Below are 15,548 nucleotides of genomic sequence, written 5' to 3'. Positions count from 1 at the left end.
GCTTGCGGGGCACGCATCTCGTAACGATGGCGGAACGCCCGGATCTCAGGCCAAAGCTACTGGTCGGAGGCCGCGTCGCAGTCCTGCCCCCGCAGCGCCCGCGCCAGGTCGTCCCGGGCCTCCAGCACCAGCCGGCGCAGGGCCGGAGCCGCCTCCCGGTGGGCCTCCAGCCACGCGTCCGTGGCGTCGAGGGTGTCCCGGGACTGCTGGAGCGAGGGGAACATGCCCTGCACCACGTGCATCCCGATCTGGATCGACCGCTCGGCCCACACCCGCTCGATCGCCGCGAAGTACTTCTGCGCGTACGGCGCGAGCAACTCCCGCTGCGAGCCCTGGGAGAAGCCCGCGATGGTCGCCTCGACCATGGCGTTGGACAGCGCGTCCGACTCCACGACCTGCGCCCACGCCTGCGCCTTGACCGCCTCCGACGGCCGGGCGGCCAGACAGCGCACCTGGTGGCGCTTGCCGGACGCCGTGTCGTCCCGGGCCAGCTCCTCGGCCAGCGCCTTCTCGTCCACCACCCCGTGTGCGGCCAGCGGCTCCAGGAACACCCACCGCAGCTCCTGGTCCAGGTCGAGGCCCTCGACCGCCGCCGTGCCCGCCAGCAGGTCGCTCAGCAGCTCGAAGTCGGCCTCGGCGGCGGCCGTCCGGGCGAAGAAACGCGCCCACGCGAGCTGGTGCTCACTGCCGGCCTCGGCCGCGTACAGCTCGCGCCGCGCGCCCTCGGCGAGGAGGCGGGCGGTCGTCTCCCGCCGGGCGGGCGCCGCGTAGTGCGTGACCGCCGACTCGGCCCACGCGTGCAGCATCTGCACCACGCCGATCTCGGACTCGCTCCCCGCGAACCGCAGCACCAGGTCCACGAAGTCCCTCGCCGGGAGCAGCGCGTCCCGCGTCATGTTCCACAGCGCCGACCAGCACAGGGCACGCGCCAGCGGGTCGGTCACCGACCCCAGGTGCTCGCGCAGCGTCGCCAGCGAGGTCTCGTCGAAGCGGATCTTGCAGTACGTCAGGTCGTCGTCGTTGACCAGGACCAGGTCGGGCGCCTCGGCGCCGGACAGTTCCGCCACGACCGTCCGCGGGCCGTCGACGTCGACCTCGGCGCGCGCGTACCGCTCGACCGCCCCGCCGTCCGTCGCCCGGTACAGGCCCACCGCCACCCGGTGCGGGCGCAGTTCGGGATGCGACTCGGCCGCCTCCTGCACCACCGCCAGCTCCTGGACGCGGCCCTGCGGGTCCAGCAGCAGCTGCGGGGTCAGCGAGTTCACCCCGGCCGTCTGGAGCCAGGACCGCGACCAGGCGCTCATGTCCCGGCCGCTGGTCTCCTCCAGCACCGACAGCAGGTCACCGAGGCGGGTGTTGCCGTACGCGTGCCGCTTGAAGTAGCGCCGGGCGCCCTCCAGGAACGCGTCCTGGCCGACGTACGCGACGAGCTGCTTCAGCACCGACGCGCCCTTGGCGTACGTGATGCCGTCGAAGTTCAGCTTGGCGTCCTGGAGGTCGCGGATGTCCGCCGTGATCGGGTGCGTGGAGGGAAGCTGGTCGGCCCGGTAGGCCCACGACTTGCGGCGGTTGGCGAAGGTGATCCAGCCGTTGACGAAGCGGGTCGCGCCGACCAGCGAGAACTCGCCCATGAAGTCCGCGAACGACTCCTTCAGCCACAGGTCGTCCCACCACTCCATGGTGACCAGGTCGCCGAACCACATGTGCGCCATCTCGTGCAGGACGACGTTGGCCCGGCCCTCGTAGGACGCCTGCGTCACCTTGCCCCGGAAGATGAACTCCTCCCGGAACGTCACCAGGCCCGGGTTCTCCATCGCGCCCAGGTTGTACTCGGGCACGAACGCCTGGTCGTACTTCCCGAACGGGTACGGATAGTCGAAGTGGTCGTGGAAGAAGTCCAGGCCCTGCTTGGTGACCAGGAAGACGTCCTCGGCGTCGAAGTAGGGCGCGAGACCCTTGCGGCACAGGGCGCCGAGGGGGATCTCCAGCGTCGTGCCGTCGGCGAACGTACGGGAGTAGCTGTCCGTCACGTAGTGGTACGGGCCCGCCACCACACATGTGATGTACGTCGAGATCGGCTTGGTCTCGGCGAACCGCCAGACCCCGTCGGCCCGTTCGCCCACGCCGTTGCTCCACACCGTCCAGCCCTCCGGCGCCCGCACCTCGAAGCGGAACGGGGCCTTGAGGTCGGGCTGCTCGAAGTTGGCGAAGACGCGGCGCGAGTCGGCCGGCTCGTACTGCGTGTACAGGTACACCTCGCCGTCCTCGGGGTCGACGAAGCGGTGCAGGCCCTCGCCCGTGCGGGAGTAGGCGCACTGCGCGTCGACCACCAGCTCGTTGTCGGCGGCCAGGTCCTCCAGCGTGATCCGCGAGCCGTCGAAGACCTCCCCGGGGTCCAGATCACGGCCGTTGAGTGAGACGGCGGTCACACTCGGGGCGATCAGATCGGCGAAGCTGCTCGCGCCGGGCTCGTTGCAGCGGAACCGGACGGTCGTGACGGACCGGAACGTGCGGGGCCCGTCGGTGTCGTCCGCACCGACCGCGGACCGCAGGTCGAGGGACACCTCGTACCCGTCGACGCCGATCAGGGCGGCCCGCTCCCGGGCCTCGTCGCGGGACAGATTCTCACCGGGCACGGGCGGAACTCCTCAAGCGTCGTCGGATACGGCTGAACGGCGACGATCCTGCCACGTACCCCTGACACGAGGCAGCCGGGAATGACCGGGGCGAGCGGCGGCGTTCCCGGAGAAACGGTTTCCTCATGAGGAGAGACATGTCGGACAAGACTCCCGTCGACTTCTGGTTCGACCCGCTGTGCCCCTGGGCGTGGATGACCTCGCGTTGGGTGCTGGAGGTGGAGAAGGTCAGGGACATCGAGGTCCGCTGGCATGTCATGAGCCTCGCCGTGCTCAACGAGGACAAGCTCGACGAGCTGCCCGAGGAGTACCGCGAACTGCTCGAGACCAAGGCGTGGGGTCCCGTCCGGATCGTCATAGCGGCACAGCAGGAGCACGGCGCCGAGGTGCTGGGCGACCTCTACACCGCGCTCGGCACCCGCTTCCACAACCAGGGCGAGGGCCCCGGCAAGGAGACGGTCGCCGCCGCGCTGAAGGACGTCGGCCTGCCCGAGTCCCTCATGGAGCACTGGGACGGCACCCGGTACGAGCCCGAGCTGCGCGCCTCCCACAAGGAGGGCATCGACAAGGTCGGCCAGGAGGTCGGCACGCCGGTCATCGCCGTGCCCGGCGCGGACGGCGAGCAGATCGCCTTCTTCGGCCCGGTCGTCACCCCGGCCCCCAAGGGCGAGGAGGCCGCCCGCCTCTGGGACGGCACCCTCGCCGTGGCCTCGGTCCCGGGCTTCTACGAGATCAAGCGCACGCGTACCAAGGGCCCGGACTTCTCCAACCTCTAGGCATCACACCGAGGCGTCGGCTCCCGGGTTCTCCAGTTCCTCCGGGAGCCGGCCCCCGCCGGCCTGATGGCCCCAGGGCTGGTACCACCGGCAGCCCGCAGCGGTGCAGCGCCACAGGTCCGTGCGGTGCGTGCCGAGCGCTTTTCTCTCCTCGGGCTTGAGCGGCGTGAACACCTGCGTTCCGCTGCCGCCACAGGTCGGGCAGTGCTTGTCCTTGAAGAACATCAGCCCCTCCTCGCCATCACCGCCAAGTCCGGGAAGTCGGTTACCACCGCATCGACCCCCATGCGGTAGTACAGCGCGTATTCGGCGAACGCGTCCCCGAAATCGGTGCTTCCGGTGCCGCGCCGGAATTCCGCCGGCAGGAACTGGTTCTCCGCCCGGAAGGTGTACGGCCCCACGCGCAGCCCCGCAGCATGTGCGTCCGCGAGGAGTGACGTGCCCACGAGCGACGACTTGTCCGGGCCGATCCAGTCCGCGTACTCGGCGATGTCCGCCAGCCCGTCCGGGGTCATCATCTCCCGGTAGGTCGTCGTGGGCAGGTCGTACGGCCCGCCCGTGGTCCCCAGGGCCTGCCACAGCGGTACGCCCAGGCCTGTCATGCGCTTCAGGCTCGTCGGCTCGAATGACTGCACGACACACTCGCGCCGGCCCAGCCGGTTGCGGCGGATCGCGGCCGCCAGCTTCGGCTCCAGGGGCAGGCCGATGGACCGGAAGTACGTCGGGTGCTTGGTCTCCGGGAAGACGGCGATCGTCCGGCCGTGCGCCTTCGACAGCTTCCGCGCCAGATCCACGACCTCCTGGAAGGTCATGACCTCCTCGCGCCCGTCGAAGACCGTGTTGCGGTTGCGGACCTGCGGCAGCCGCTCCACCGCCCGCAGCGTCTTCAGCTCGGCGAGGGTGAAGTCCTCCGTGAACCATCCGGTCACGGACCGGCCGTCGACCGTCTTCGTCGTGCGGCGGTCCGCGAACTCCGGGCGGCGGGCCACGTCGGTGGTCTGGGAGATCTCGTTCTCGTGCCGGACCACCAGCACATGGTCCTTCGTCGGCACCAGGTCCGGTTCGATCCAGTCGGCGCCCGTCTGCACGGCGTACGTGTACGAGGCGGCCGTGTGCTCGGGGCGCCAGCCGGCCGCGCCGCGGTGCCCGATGACCAGCGGCCCGCCGGGTGTGGCCGCGGCAGCGGGTGCCGCGAGCGCGGGTACGGTCGCGGCCGCCGGGGTGGCGGCGGCCGCGAGCAGGAGAGATCGGCGTCTCAGGTGCATCCAGTTCCCTTTCGCCATCCGGATGGTCAGCTCCTTGCCCGGGCCCGTGCCCCGGCAAGCCGGACCAGGTGCTCCTCGTACCCTTTCGTGTAGTACGCCGCCCGGCCCCGGTCCGGCTCGACGACCTGCGTCGGGCGTGTCCACACCCGCGCGTCCAGCGCGACCCCGTACCGCTCGGCCGCCGCGAGGACCGCGCCCCGCGCGCCCACCTCGCCCTCGACGACCCGCAGCGGCCGGCCGAGCACATCGGCGAGCAGCCGCATCCAGGCGGGGCTGCGGGTGCCGCCGCCGCAGACGGCCAGATTCCCCGTGAGGCCCGCCGCCTCCAGGCAGTGCCGGGCCGCGTACCCGATGCCCTCGCAGGTGGCGCGGACCAGATCGCCCCGGGTCGACTCCAGGGAGACACCCGTGAGTTCGGCGCGCAGCCGGGGCTCGACGAACGGGGCGCGTTCGCCGGAGGGCGCGAAGTACGGCAGCACACGGACGCCGTTCGCGCCCGGCGGGGTCCGAGCCAGCAGGCCGTCCACCTCGTCGTGCCGCACGCCCGTCGTCGACAGCACCCAGTCCAGGGCCGCCGTGCCGACCATCGCGGGCATGGCGCGCAGCCAGTACCCGGGCCGGTCGGTGGAGATGTACAGGCCGGCCGGTTCGCCCGTCAGGTCCAGCTCGGTCGTGGCGACCAGACTGGCCAGACAGGTCCCGACGATCAGCAGACCGTCCCCCGGGGCCGTCACCCCGGCGCCCAGCGCGCAGGCCGGCAGATCGTACGGCCCGTTCGCGATCCGGGTGCCCGACGGCAGGCCCTCACCGCGCGCCTCGGCCGTCGCGACCGGGTCGCTCACCGGGGCGAGCAACCCGCGCCGGTGCGTGAGCCCCAGCAGCTCCACGACCCGGTTGTCGTACGTCCGGGTGCGCGGGTCCAGGAAGGGCATCGAGGCGTCCGACACATCCGTCGCCGGATCCGCTCCCGTCAGCCGCTGGAACACCATGTCCTTGCAGTACAGGGCGGTCTTCGCGGCATCCAGCACCTTCGGTTCGTTGCTGTCCAGCCAGGCCAGCAGCGGCCCCGGACAGCCCGGGAACATCGCGCTGCCCGTCCGCCGGAACACCGTCTCGAACGTACCGTCGGCCAGCCACCGGTCGACCAGTTCGTGCGCCCGCCCGTCCATCCAGGAGGCTGCCGCCCGCACCGGCCGTCCCTCGCCGTCGACCAGCCACACCCCGTCACCCTGCCCGGTGAGCCCGGCCAGCTCGACCGGCCCCGGCACCCGTCCGGTGAGTTCCTCCAGCACGGCGACGACCGCCCCGTACACCTCCTCCATGTCCTGCTCGACGAATCCGCCGTGCAGTTTCAGGTCCACCGGGCGGGAGGACACGGCCAGTTCCCGGCCCGTGCCGTCGAAGGCCGCCGTCTTGACCATGGACGTGCCCACATCGATACCGACGTACATGCGGCTCTCCTCCAGGTCTCAGGTCAGACAGTGGGCGAGGGGCTCTCCACGGACCCAGCGGCCCACTTCCCCGGCGGCGATCCGCGCGGCCTTCTCCGCGACGGCGCGCGAAGCGCCACCCAGATGCGGGGTCAGCACGACGCGCTCGCCCAGCCCCAGAAGCCGCGACTGAGCCGGCAGCGGCTCCCGCTCGTACGTGTCGAGCGCCGCCGCCGACACCTGCCCGCTCTCCAGCGCGTCGCACAGCGCGCCCTCGTCCAGCAGCGGGCCCCGGGCCACGTTCACCACCACCGCGCCGGACGGCAGCAGCCCCAGCTCCCGGGCGCCGATCAGACCCCGGGTCTCGGGGGTGAGCCGGGCGTGCAGGGTGATCACCTGGGAGCGGCGCAGGAGCTCGTCCAGCGAGGTCATGCGCAGTCCGTGGATCTCGCCGTGCACGTACGGGTCGTACACCATCACCCGCGCCCCGAACGCGCACAGCACCCGCGCGACCCGGCTGCCGACGGCCCCGTACCCGACCAGCCCGACCGGCAGGTCCTCCAGCTCCAGACCGCTCTGCTCGTACGTGTAGTACGTCGCGCCCTCCCAACTGCCCTGCCGGGCCAGCGGGTCATGGGCCTGGGGGATGCGGCGCAGGGCGGCCAGCATCATGCCGACGGTGAACTCGGCGGTGGCGGCGGCGTTGCGGCCGGGCGCGAAGCACACCCGCACGTCACGCCGCTTGGCCGCGTCCAGGTTGACGTTGACCGGCCCGCCCCGGCAGACCACGACCAGCCTCAGATCCGGGCAGGCCGCGAGGACCCGTTCGGTCACCGGCCCCATCTGCGTGACCAGCACCTCCGCCCCGGCCAGCGCCTCGATCATCTCGTCCTCGGCGTCACTGGCCTCCTGCACCTCGGCGACCGGCCCGAACGGCTCCAGCGGCCAGCCGAGTTTCACTTCCGTCACCCGGGCCCGTTCCACCTCGTGCTCCACCGCTCGCGTGATCAGCGACGGCAGGACGAAGTGGTCACCGGCGGCCACGACACGCACGCTGTTTCCGTCAGTCATCGCAGGGCTTCTCCTGTCTCGGCGTCGAAGACATGGGTGTGCCGGCGGTCGGCGGCGACCCGGACCCGTTCGTCGTGGGCGAGCCGCACATCGGGATCGGTGAGGACGACCAGGTGCCGTTCGACACCGTCGAGAGCGAGGGTCGCGATGCCCGACTCCAGCAACGGCTCATGGGCGACGACCCGGGCGGGCAGGCCGTCTTCGGCGGTGAGCCGGACGTCCTCCGGGCGGATCCCGACCACCACCTCCCGCCCCGGGTCCACCGGCACGGGCAGCGCGATCCGCACCGAGCCGGAGAGGCGGGCGTGGCCGTCGCGGTCGGCGATGCCGGGCAGCAGGGTGATCGCGGGCTCGCCGACGAAGTCCGCGACGAACACGTTGGCCGGGCTGTCGTAGATCTCGTAAGGGGTGCCGAGCTGCTGGATGACGCCGTCCTTCATGACGGCGATCCGGTCGGCGAGGGAAAGGGCCTCCTCCTGGTCGTGGGTGACCAGGATCGTGGTGTGGCCCAGGTCCTTCTGGATGCGCTTGAGTTCGCGGCGGGTGGTGTCGCGCTGGGCCGCGTCCAGGTGGGACAGCGGTTCGTCGAGCAGCAGCACGTCCGGTTCGCGGATCAGGGCCCGGGCCAGGGAGACCCGCTGCTTCTGGCCGCTGGACAGGCCCGCCGGGCGGGCGTCGAGGAGGTCGGTCAGGCCGACCCGTTCGGCGATCTCCTTCACCTTGCGGTCGACGTCCCCACGAGCCTTGCGGCCCCGGGCCTTCAGCCCGAACGCCAGGTTCTCCGCCACCGACAGCGGCGGATACAGCGCGTAGTTCTCGAACGCGACCCCGATGTTCCGCCGCTGCGCGGGCCGTTCGACCACCGACGCCCCGCCGACCAGGATGTCTCCGCCGGTCACCGGCTCGAGACCGGCGATCATGCGGAGGGTCGTCGACTTGCCGCAGCCGGACGGCCCGAGCAGTCCGAGCAGCTCCCCGGAACGCAGCGCGAGGTCGAGGCCGCGCACCGCGTCCACGCCCGGACGACCCCGGGCCCGGTAGGTCTTGCGCAGATCACGTAGCTCCAGCTCGGTCATCGCTGCCCTTCGTCGCACAGACCTCGTAACGGACCTTGTGCTCGTCCAGGTCCCGCAACGCCTCCGCCGACGCCCCGTCGTCCACGAGGAGCGTGTCGAAGCGGGACAGCGGGACGACCCGGTGCAGGGCGACCCGGCCGAGCTTGGTGTGGTCGATCAGCAGGACGTTCCGCGCGGCCGCGTCGAGCATCGCCCGCTTCACGGACACGATGTGCTGCTCCTGGTGGTAGGCGTAACCCCCGTGCACCGCCGACGTCGACGCGAAGCACACGTCCACCCGCAACTGCTCGACCGCCTCCACGCAGGACACCCCCAGGAAGGAGGAGTGCAGCGGGTCGTAGTCGCCGCCGAGCGCCATCAGGTGGATGCCCCGCTGGTCGGCCAGCAGGTTGATCGCCTCCAGGAAGTTGGTGACGACCGTCAGCGGCGTGACCTCGCCCGTGCGCAGACGCCGGGCTATCTCCAGGGTGGACGTGGAGTCGTCCAGCAGGATCGCCATGCCGGGCTCCACCATCCGCAGCGCGTGCTCGGCGACGGCGGCCTTCTCGGCCCGCATGGTCTTCAGCCGGTACTGCACGTTCGACTCGAAGACCCCCGACGGCTGCGCGGTCACCCCGCCCCGGGACTTCCGTACGATGCCCTGCCGTTCCAGCTCGTCGAGGTCCCGGTGGATGGTCATCAGGCTCACCCCGAACCGCTCGGCCAGCTCCGCCGCCGTCGCCGAGCCGTCGGCCAGCACCTGCTCGGCCATGGCGGCCTGCCGCGCCGCCGGCCCCTGCTGTCCACCACTGCTGCTGCTCATAGCTGTGTCTCTATCCGTCGTCCCGGTCGCTCCGGCCGGTCGGCCTCGAACAGCAGCAGGTTCTCAGGCCGGACGACGAGCCGTACCGGATCGTCCGGACGAAGGCGTGCCGCGTCCGCCCGGGGGGCCACCAGCGACACCCGCTGCTCCCCGGTCCCGAGCCGGACGGTGACCTCGACGGACCGGCCGAGCACCTCGGTGACGTACACCGTGCCGGTCAGCTCGTGGCCCTCGCCGTGCAGGGCGATGTCCCGGGGCCGCAGCCCGACGAGGACCTCGGTGCCGGGCGTGGCCTGCGCCCGGACGGGCAGCTCGACCCCGCCGTCCGACCGCACCCCGCTCTCCGTCACCACCCCCGGCAGCAGATTGATCCGGGGCCGCCCGAACGCCCGTGCCACCTCGGTGTCGTGGGGCCGGTACCAGATCTCCTCCCGCGTGCCCGTCTGCACGATCCGCCCCTGCCGGATGACCCCGATCCGGTCCCCGAGCGCCAGCGCCTCGACGGAGTCGTGGGTGACGTACAGCGTGGTGGTGTGCTGCACGGCCCCGATCGCCTTCAGCTCGGCCCGCATCTGCTGGCGGAGCTTGGCGTCGAGGTGGGAGAGCGGCTCGTCGAGGAGGAAGGCCCGGGCGGGGCGGACCAGCACCCGGCCGAGGGCGACGCGCTGCCGCTGGCCGTTGGACAGCTGACCCACCGGACGGTCCAACAGCCCCGAAATTCCTAGCAGTTCGGCGATCGTGCCGATCCGCTGCCGGGCCTCGGCGGTGGGCAGCCGGTGCCGGGGGGAGCGCAGCGGCGAGGCCAGGTTGTCGTAGGCCGAGCGGTGCGGGTAGAGGGCGTAGCTCTCGAAGCACATCGCCACGCCCCGGTCGTACGGCTCGACGCCCCGCATGTCCTCGCCGTCGAGCGCGACCGTGCCGGAGTCGGGTTGTTCGAGCCCGGCGACGGTCTTCAGCGTCGTGGTCTTGCCCGCGCCGGACGGGCCCAGCAGGCAGAAGAACTCGCCCTCCCGCACCTGAAGTTCCAGTCCGTCGAGTGCGACGGTCCTCCCGTACGCCTTCCGTATCCCGCTCAGCGTGATCATGACTTCACCGCCCCGAACGACAGTCCCCGTACCAGATACCGCTGGATCGTCAGTGCCAGCAGCAGCGGCGGTACGACGGACACCAGCGCGGCGGCGGCCGTCAGGTTGTACTTGGGCCGGTCGCCGCCGAGGAAGGACAGCGCGCCGACCGTCACCGTCTGGGCCTCGTTGGAGGTGAGGATCAGCGGGAAGACGAAGTTGTTCCAGGCGAAGATGAAGGCCAGCAGCGACACGGCCGCGATGCCCGGCTTGACCAGCGGCAGCGCCACCTTGAAGAACGCCTGCTTGCGGGTGTAGCCGTCCAGCAGCGCCGCCTGCTCCAGCTCCGGCGTGAGGTCGGCGAAGTACGACCGCATGATCCACACGATCAGCGGCAGGGTGACCAGTTGCAGCACCCACACCATGCCGACGTACGTGTCGAACAGCCCGAGCTTCTGGTACAGCACGAACAGTGGGATGATCACGGTCAGTTCGGGCGCGAAGCGGAACGACAGCAGCGTGAACATCAGGTTCTCGGAGCCCTTGAACCGCCACCGCGCCGAGGCGTACGCCGCCGGCAGTCCGACCACGAGCGACAGCACCACCGCGCCGACCGACACCACCAGGCTGTTGACGAAGAACCGCACGAACGGGATGCCCTCGCTGTCGCCGAGGACCGTCCGGTAGCCGTCCAGGGTCGGGGAGAAGGAGAAGTAGGTGGAGAAGAGCTGGTCCGCCGGCTTCAGCGACAGGATCACCATCCAGGCGATCGGGAACAGCGCGAAGACGAAGTAGAGGACGAGGGCGGTGTCCGCGAGCCACCCCAGCACACGCTTCTTCACTCAGGTCACCTCCGCGGCCCGGCGCTGGATCTTCCCCAGGTGCTTCACCAGCACCATCGCGGCCAGATACACCACGGCCCACAGCACGATCGTGTAGCTGATCCCGAAGGAGTACCGCTGGAAGCGGATCGCCTCCAGGTACGCCCGGATCTGGAGGACGACGGTCGAGTCACCGGGCCCGCCCTCGGTGAGGGCGTAGATGATGTCGAACACCTTCAGCGAGTCCATGAACCGGAAGATCACCGCGACCAGCACGTACGGCCACAGCATCGGCAAGGTCAGCCGGCGGAAGGTGTACCACCATCCCGCGCCGTCCACGGCCGCCGCCTCGAACGGGGAGGTGGGCAGCGACCGCAGACCGGCGAGGGCGAGGATCGCCACGAACGGCGTGTACACCCACACGTCCACGGCGATCGACGACAGGAGGGCACCGGTCGGGGTGTCGGTCCACTGCACCCCGCCGAGACCGAAGGGCCTCAGCAGGTAGTTGACGACCCCCACGGACGGCTGGAGCATCAGCTTCCAGATGATCGCCGCGATCACCGGGGCGATCATCAGAGGCAGGATCAGGATCTTCTCCAAGACGCGGCCGAGGAGACTCGACCGGTGCAGCAGCAGGGCGACGGCCACCCCGAGCACGGTCTCGACGAGGGCAGCCCCGACCGCGTACAGCACCGTCACCCACGCCGAGTTCCAGAAGGCCTCCTGCGTGAAGACGGTCGTGTAGTTCTCGAACCGCACCATGTCCGGCTGCGGTTTGCTCGCCGAGAAGTCGAACAGCGTGTAGTACAGGCCGAGCCCGAACGGGTAGAGGATCCCGCAGGTCAGCAGCAGTGCGGGCACGATCAGGACGTACGGGCGCAGGGTGAGCCGCCACCCCATCGGCTAACCCACCTTGCCGGCGAGGTCGTCCGCCAGCCCGTCCAGCACCGACTGCGCGCCCTTGCCGCCGTAGATCTCCTGGAGGGCCGCGGCCCAGCTGGTGGTCGCGTCGAAGAACTGCGCCTGCGGGGTGAACTGGATCTTCGTCTGGTCGACGACCGTCTCGAAGGTCTCCAGGAAGCCCGGCAGGTGCCTCATCTTGTCCTTGTACGCGGCGTCGTCGGCGACCGACTTGCGCACCGGGTCGATGTGGTTGTGCCTGATCGCGCCCTTGCGCAGGTGCTCCTTGCCGGTGGCCCACTGGAGGAACAGCCAACTGGCGCTCTTCTTCTCGCTCTTGGCGTTCATGCCGAGCGACCAGATCCACATGTTGGTGGCGAGCGACCCGTCCGGGCCCTTCGGCCCGGGGTGGAAGGCGATCTTCCCGGAGGCGGGGCTGGCGCCCCTCACCGCCTGGAAGTAGGCGGCCGTGTCGGCGTCGAACAGCATCCCGGCCTTCTTCGCACCGAGGTCGCTGGAGCACTGGTACCAGGTGTACGACGTCCAGGACGGCGGGCCGCCCCGCTTGACCATGCGCGCCCAGTCCTCGGTGAACGCGACGGCCTCGGGGCTGTTCATGGCGGGTGCGAGCTTCCCGCCGTCGACCGTGAAGTCCTTCAGCCCGTTGCGGGCGTACATCGTCATGAAGCCCGGGTGGATGGTGGCCCAGCTCCTGGACCCGCGTACGGCGATCCCGTACATCCCGTCGAAGCCGGCGCCCGGCGCCTTCCGCTTGATGGTCCCGGCGAGTTCGGCCAGCTCGTCGAAGGTCTCGGCCGGCTTCAGCCCCAGCTTCCCGAACACCTCGGTGTTGTAGGCGACGACGTTCGTCTCCCAGCCCCACGGCAGCGCGTACTGCCCGCCCTGGCCGAGCGGCGCGCCCGCCTTCAGCGACCACTGGTCGGCCTGGAGCAGGTTCGGGAAGAAGTCCGCCTGGTCCCACTCGGCGCCCGTCGCCGAGGAGTTGCGCATCCAGGGCCCGAGGTCCTCCAGCCAGCCCGGCGGACCGTACTGCCACACCATGTACGCGCCGAGCATGAAGACGTCGTAGGAGGCACGCCCGCTGGACAGGTCCACCGTGAGCTTGTCGAAGTAGTTGTCCTCCGGGAAGACGTCGTACTCGACCTTGATCCCGGTCTTCGCCGTGAAGGACTTCAGGTCGGCGATGAGCGCGTCCGTGTACGGGTGCTTGTTGAGCAGCGCCTTGACGGTGGTGCCCTTCTCCCGCTTCCAGTCGAAGGAGCCGGTGACGTCGTCGGCGGCGGACCCGTCGCTCTTGCTGTCGTCCCCGCCGAAACCGGCGCCGCAGGCCGTGAGCAGCGGGGCCGCGGCAGCCCCGGCGGCGAGCGCGAGGAAGCGCCGCCGGTCGTGCACGTGCGTGTTCATCCGTACCTCCACGTGGGGGCTGGTTGACACGTCGAGTCGACTCGTTAACAGAGGGTGGAACGGCTGAAGTTGGGCGTCAATCCCTCGCGCACGGGAAAATATCGGGGCACAGTGAGAACTTCACACTTCCGGATGCGACGTCGTGGGAGGTTCCGGATGGCGGACGAGGATGCGGGCTGGCTGGGGATCGACCTGGGCACACAGAGCGTCCGCGTGCTGCTCGTCACCGCCGACGGCAGGGTCCTCGGCAGCGGCTCGGCCGCGCTGACCGGGCGGCGGGAGGGGGTGCGGCACGAGCAGGATCCGGAGCGGTGGTGGTCGGCGCTGTGCACGGCGTCCCGGGCGGCACTCGGCTCCGCGCCCGGCGTCCCGGTCGGCGGCCTCGCGGTGTGCGGCACCTCGGGCACGGTCCTGCTCACGGACGGCTCGGGCCGCCCGGTGAGCCCCGCGCTGATGTACGACGACGGCCGAGCGGCGGCCGAGGCCGCGCGGGCCCGGGAGGCGGGGCTCGCGGTCCAGGACACCTGGGCGCTGCCGAAGGCGTTGTGGCTGGTGGGGGAGTACGGCCCCGGCCTCCGGCTCGCCCACCAGCCCGACCTGGTCGTCACCCGCCTCACCGGCGAACCGCCCCCGGCGGACTCCAGCCACGCCCTCAAGACCGGCTACGACCTGCACGCGGAGGCCTGGCCGGAGGCCGCTCTGGCCCAACTCGGCGTCCCGGACCGCCTGCTGCCCGGCGTCGTACGCCCGGGCACGCGCCTCGGCGAGGTCTGCGCGCACGCCGCCGACGCCACCGGCATCCCCGCCGGCACCCCGGTGCTCGCCGGGATGACGGACGGCTGCGCGGCCCAGATCGCCTCGGGCGCGCTGCGCCCCGGCTCCTGGAACTCGGTGCTCGGCACCACACTCGTGCTGAAGGGAGCCGCCCGCGACCCCGTCCGGGACCCCACCGGCGTGGTCTACAACCACCGCGCCCCCGACGGCACCTGGCTGCCCGGCGGGGCGTCGAGCGTGGGAGCGGGGGCCCTCACCGCGCACTTCCCGGACGCCGACCCCGCCGCTATGGACGAGTCGGCGGCGGCGTTCGAGCCGTCCCGCGCGGTCGTCTACCCGCTGGTGTCGCCGGGGGAGCGGTTCCCGTTCCGGGCGCCGGAGGCGGTCCCCCTCGTCCTCGGCGAACCCGAGGGCGACGCCGGCCTGTGGGCCGTGCTGCTCCAGGGCGTCGGCTTCGCGGAACGCCTGTGCCTGGACTATCTGCACCACCTGGGCGCCCCCCTCGACGGTCCGCTCACCTTCACCGGCGGCGGCGCGCGCAGCCCCTACTGGAACCAGCTCCGCGCCGACATCCTCGGCCGCCCGGCCCGCGTCCCGGAACAGACGGAACCGGCCCTGGGAATGGCGGCTTTGGCCGCGTACGGGGCATACGAAGGTCATGAGGCATCCGGAGCCGGATCCCTCGCCGACGTCGCCGAGCGCATGGTCCGCGTCCGCACCGTCCTCGAACCCCGCGCCGAGCGCACGGCCCGCTTCACCGAGCCGTACGCTCGCCTCGTCGACGCACTGGAGACCCGCGGCTGGCTCCCCGCCCCCGTCGCGGCACACGCCCGAACCCGCCTGCACCTGGACACCGGGAAGTCATGACCACCACGACCACGACCCTCCTCCTCGCCCGGCACGGGCAGACCGTCTGGCACGCCGAGAACCGGTACGCCGGGGTCAGCGACATCGACCTCACCGACACCGGCCGCGCCCAGGCCGAGGCCCTCGGCCGCTGGGCCGCCGCCCACCCCGTCGACGCGATCTGGACGTCGCCGCTCTCCCGGGCCGTCGCCACCGCCGAGCCCGCCTGCCGTGCCCTGGGCCTGGTCCCGCAGCGCGAACCCGGCCTCACCGAATGCGACTTCGGAGTCGTGGAGGGCCGTACGCTCGCCGAGTTCGAGGCCGAGGACCCCGGCCGGGCCGCGGCCTACCGCGCCGACCCCGTCGCGCACCCCTTCCCCGGCGCCGAGGACCCGACGGCGGCAGCGGCCCGCGGGACCGGCGCCCTGCGGCGTATCGCCACCGCCCACCCCGGCGGACGCGTCCTCGTGGTCGCCCACAACACCCTGCTGCGCCTGGTGCTGTGCACACTGCTGTCCATCCCGGCCGGGGAGTACCGCAGAGTGTTCCCGCGGTTGCGGAACGCGGCGATCAGTGAACTGCGCATGAACCCCGACGGTTCCGCCGCACTCCTCTCACTCAATGTGCCGTGCGGGACGGACGTGCCGTAGCACTATGAG

At 71.4% G+C, this 15,548-nt stretch carries 14 protein-coding genes; 3 read left to right on the top strand and 11 right to left on the bottom strand.

Going from position 1 to position 15,548, the window contains the following annotated elements; translation table 11 throughout:
• Positions 1-56: 56 nt before the first annotated feature.
• On the bottom strand, positions 57-2,636 hold the full coding sequence (gene pepN / locus CP976_RS15365) for an aminopeptidase N (protein ID WP_150480869.1): 2,580 nt from the start codon (positions 2,634-2,636) through the stop codon (positions 57-59).
• A 137-nt stretch (positions 2,637-2,773) separates the two neighbouring features.
• Between pepN and CP976_RS15360 the strand changes: the two genes are divergently transcribed.
• A complete protein-coding gene (locus tag CP976_RS15360) occupies positions 2,774-3,412 on the top strand; it encodes a mycothiol-dependent nitroreductase Rv2466c family protein (RefSeq protein ID WP_167537344.1) in 639 nt (212 codons plus the stop codon).
• 3 nt (positions 3,413-3,415) lie between these two features.
• On the opposite strand, the gene CP976_RS15355 is transcribed toward CP976_RS15360, so the two are convergent.
• Genes CP976_RS15355 through CP976_RS15310 form a run of 10 tightly spaced genes read right to left on the bottom strand, consistent with a single transcriptional unit; the run spans position 3,416 to position 13,269 of the window.
• Entirely contained in the window at positions 3,416-3,637 is a 222-nt protein-coding gene (locus CP976_RS15355) for a hypothetical protein (protein WP_150480867.1), read from the bottom strand.
• Positions 3,637-4,677, bottom strand: a complete 1,041-nt coding sequence (locus tag CP976_RS15350; protein WP_150480866.1) for a glycerophosphodiester phosphodiesterase family protein — start codon at positions 4,675-4,677, stop codon at positions 3,637-3,639. The genes CP976_RS15355 and CP976_RS15350 overlap by 1 nt, the downstream gene beginning before the upstream one ends.
• A 26-nt stretch (positions 4,678-4,703) precedes the next feature.
• Positions 4,704-6,128 carry an FGGY-family carbohydrate kinase gene (locus CP976_RS15345; protein WP_150480865.1) on the bottom strand — a complete coding sequence of 475 codons (1,425 nt, stop codon included), beginning with the start codon at positions 6,126-6,128 and terminating at the stop codon, positions 4,704-4,706.
• Positions 6,129-6,146: 18 nt separating this feature from the next.
• On the bottom strand, positions 6,147-7,178 hold the full coding sequence (locus CP976_RS15340) for a 2-hydroxyacid dehydrogenase (protein ID WP_150480864.1): 1,032 nt from the start codon (positions 7,176-7,178) through the stop codon (positions 6,147-6,149).
• Positions 7,175-8,254, bottom strand: coding sequence for an ABC transporter ATP-binding protein (locus tag CP976_RS15335; RefSeq protein ID WP_150480863.1), 1,080 nt, complete (start codon positions 8,252-8,254; stop codon positions 7,175-7,177). Before CP976_RS15335 ends, CP976_RS15340 begins: the two co-directional genes overlap by 4 nt.
• On the bottom strand, positions 8,232-9,056 hold the full coding sequence (locus tag CP976_RS15330) for a DeoR/GlpR family DNA-binding transcription regulator (RefSeq protein WP_150480862.1): 825 nt from the start codon (positions 9,054-9,056) through the stop codon (positions 8,232-8,234). Before CP976_RS15330 ends, CP976_RS15335 begins: the two co-directional genes overlap by 23 nt.
• Entirely contained in the window at positions 9,053-10,141 is a 1,089-nt protein-coding gene (locus CP976_RS15325) for an ABC transporter ATP-binding protein (RefSeq protein WP_150480861.1), read from the bottom strand. The genes CP976_RS15330 and CP976_RS15325 overlap by 4 nt, the downstream gene beginning before the upstream one ends.
• The gene (locus CP976_RS15320; RefSeq protein WP_150480860.1) at positions 10,138-10,962 is read right to left on the bottom strand and encodes a carbohydrate ABC transporter permease; all 825 of its coding nucleotides are present in this window, start codon (positions 10,960-10,962) and stop codon (positions 10,138-10,140) included. Before CP976_RS15320 ends, CP976_RS15325 begins: the two co-directional genes overlap by 4 nt.
• Positions 10,963-11,844, bottom strand: a complete 882-nt coding sequence (locus CP976_RS15315; protein ID WP_086849315.1) for a carbohydrate ABC transporter permease — start codon at positions 11,842-11,844, stop codon at positions 10,963-10,965.
• A 3-nt stretch (positions 11,845-11,847) separates the two neighbouring features.
• Positions 11,848-13,269 (bottom strand): ABC transporter substrate-binding protein, encoded by a 1,422-nt coding sequence (locus tag CP976_RS15310; protein ID WP_150480859.1) that lies wholly within the window; start codon positions 13,267-13,269, stop codon positions 11,848-11,850.
• 156 nt (positions 13,270-13,425) lie between these two features.
• On the opposite strand from CP976_RS15310, the gene CP976_RS15305 reads away from it, so the two are divergent.
• Positions 13,426-14,910: an FGGY-family carbohydrate kinase gene (locus tag CP976_RS15305; RefSeq protein WP_150480858.1), complete on the top strand. Its 1,485-nt coding sequence runs from the start codon at positions 13,426-13,428 to the stop codon at positions 14,908-14,910.
• Positions 14,907-15,539 (top strand): histidine phosphatase family protein, encoded by a 633-nt coding sequence (locus tag CP976_RS15300; RefSeq protein ID WP_150480857.1) that lies wholly within the window; start codon positions 14,907-14,909, stop codon positions 15,537-15,539. The genes CP976_RS15305 and CP976_RS15300 overlap by 4 nt, the downstream gene beginning before the upstream one ends.
• Positions 15,540-15,548 lie beyond the last annotated feature (9 nt).

It is taken from the genome of Streptomyces coeruleorubidus (genome assembly GCF_008705135.1).
GTDB lineage: Bacteria > Actinomycetota > Actinomycetes > Streptomycetales > Streptomycetaceae > Streptomyces > Streptomyces coeruleofuscus.
Note: the sequence above shows the minus strand (reverse complement) of the source record. Positions and strands in the feature narration are given on the sequence as shown.

What these genes read in the sequence shown, in the direction of transcription:
- CP976_RS15355 (WP_150480867.1), bottom strand. Translation starts at nt 3,637, where the DNA reads ATGTTCTTCAAGGACAAGCACTGCCCGACCTGTGGCGGCAGCGGAACG.
- CP976_RS15315 (WP_086849315.1), bottom strand. Translation starts at nt 11,844, where the DNA reads ATGGGGTGGCGGCTCACCCTGCGCCCGTACGTCCTGATCGTGCCCGCA.
- CP976_RS15340 (WP_150480864.1), bottom strand. Translation starts at nt 7,178, where the DNA reads ATGACTGACGGAAACAGCGTGCGTGTCGTGGCCGCCGGTGACCACTTC.
- CP976_RS15330 (WP_150480862.1), bottom strand. Translation starts at nt 9,056, where the DNA reads ATGAGCAGCAGCAGTGGTGGACAGCAGGGGCCGGCGGCGCGGCAGGCC.
- CP976_RS15335 (WP_150480863.1), bottom strand. Translation starts at nt 8,254, where the DNA reads ATGACCGAGCTGGAGCTACGTGATCTGCGCAAGACCTACCGGGCCCGG.
- CP976_RS15305 (WP_150480858.1), top strand. Translation starts at nt 13,426, where the DNA reads ATGGCGGACGAGGATGCGGGCTGGCTGGGGATCGACCTGGGCACACAG.
- CP976_RS15310 (WP_150480859.1), bottom strand. Translation starts at nt 13,269, where the DNA reads ATGAACACGCACGTGCACGACCGGCGGCGCTTCCTCGCGCTCGCCGCC.
- CP976_RS15300 (WP_150480857.1), top strand. Translation starts at nt 14,907, where the DNA reads ATGACCACCACGACCACGACCCTCCTCCTCGCCCGGCACGGGCAGACC.
- CP976_RS15360 (WP_167537344.1), top strand. Translation starts at nt 2,774, where the DNA reads ATGTCGGACAAGACTCCCGTCGACTTCTGGTTCGACCCGCTGTGCCCC.
- CP976_RS15345 (WP_150480865.1), bottom strand. Translation starts at nt 6,128, where the DNA reads ATGTACGTCGGTATCGATGTGGGCACGTCCATGGTCAAGACGGCGGCC.
- CP976_RS15325 (WP_150480861.1), bottom strand. Translation starts at nt 10,141, where the DNA reads ATGATCACGCTGAGCGGGATACGGAAGGCGTACGGGAGGACCGTCGCA.
- CP976_RS15350 (WP_150480866.1), bottom strand. Translation starts at nt 4,677, where the DNA reads ATGCACCTGAGACGCCGATCTCTCCTGCTCGCGGCCGCCGCCACCCCG.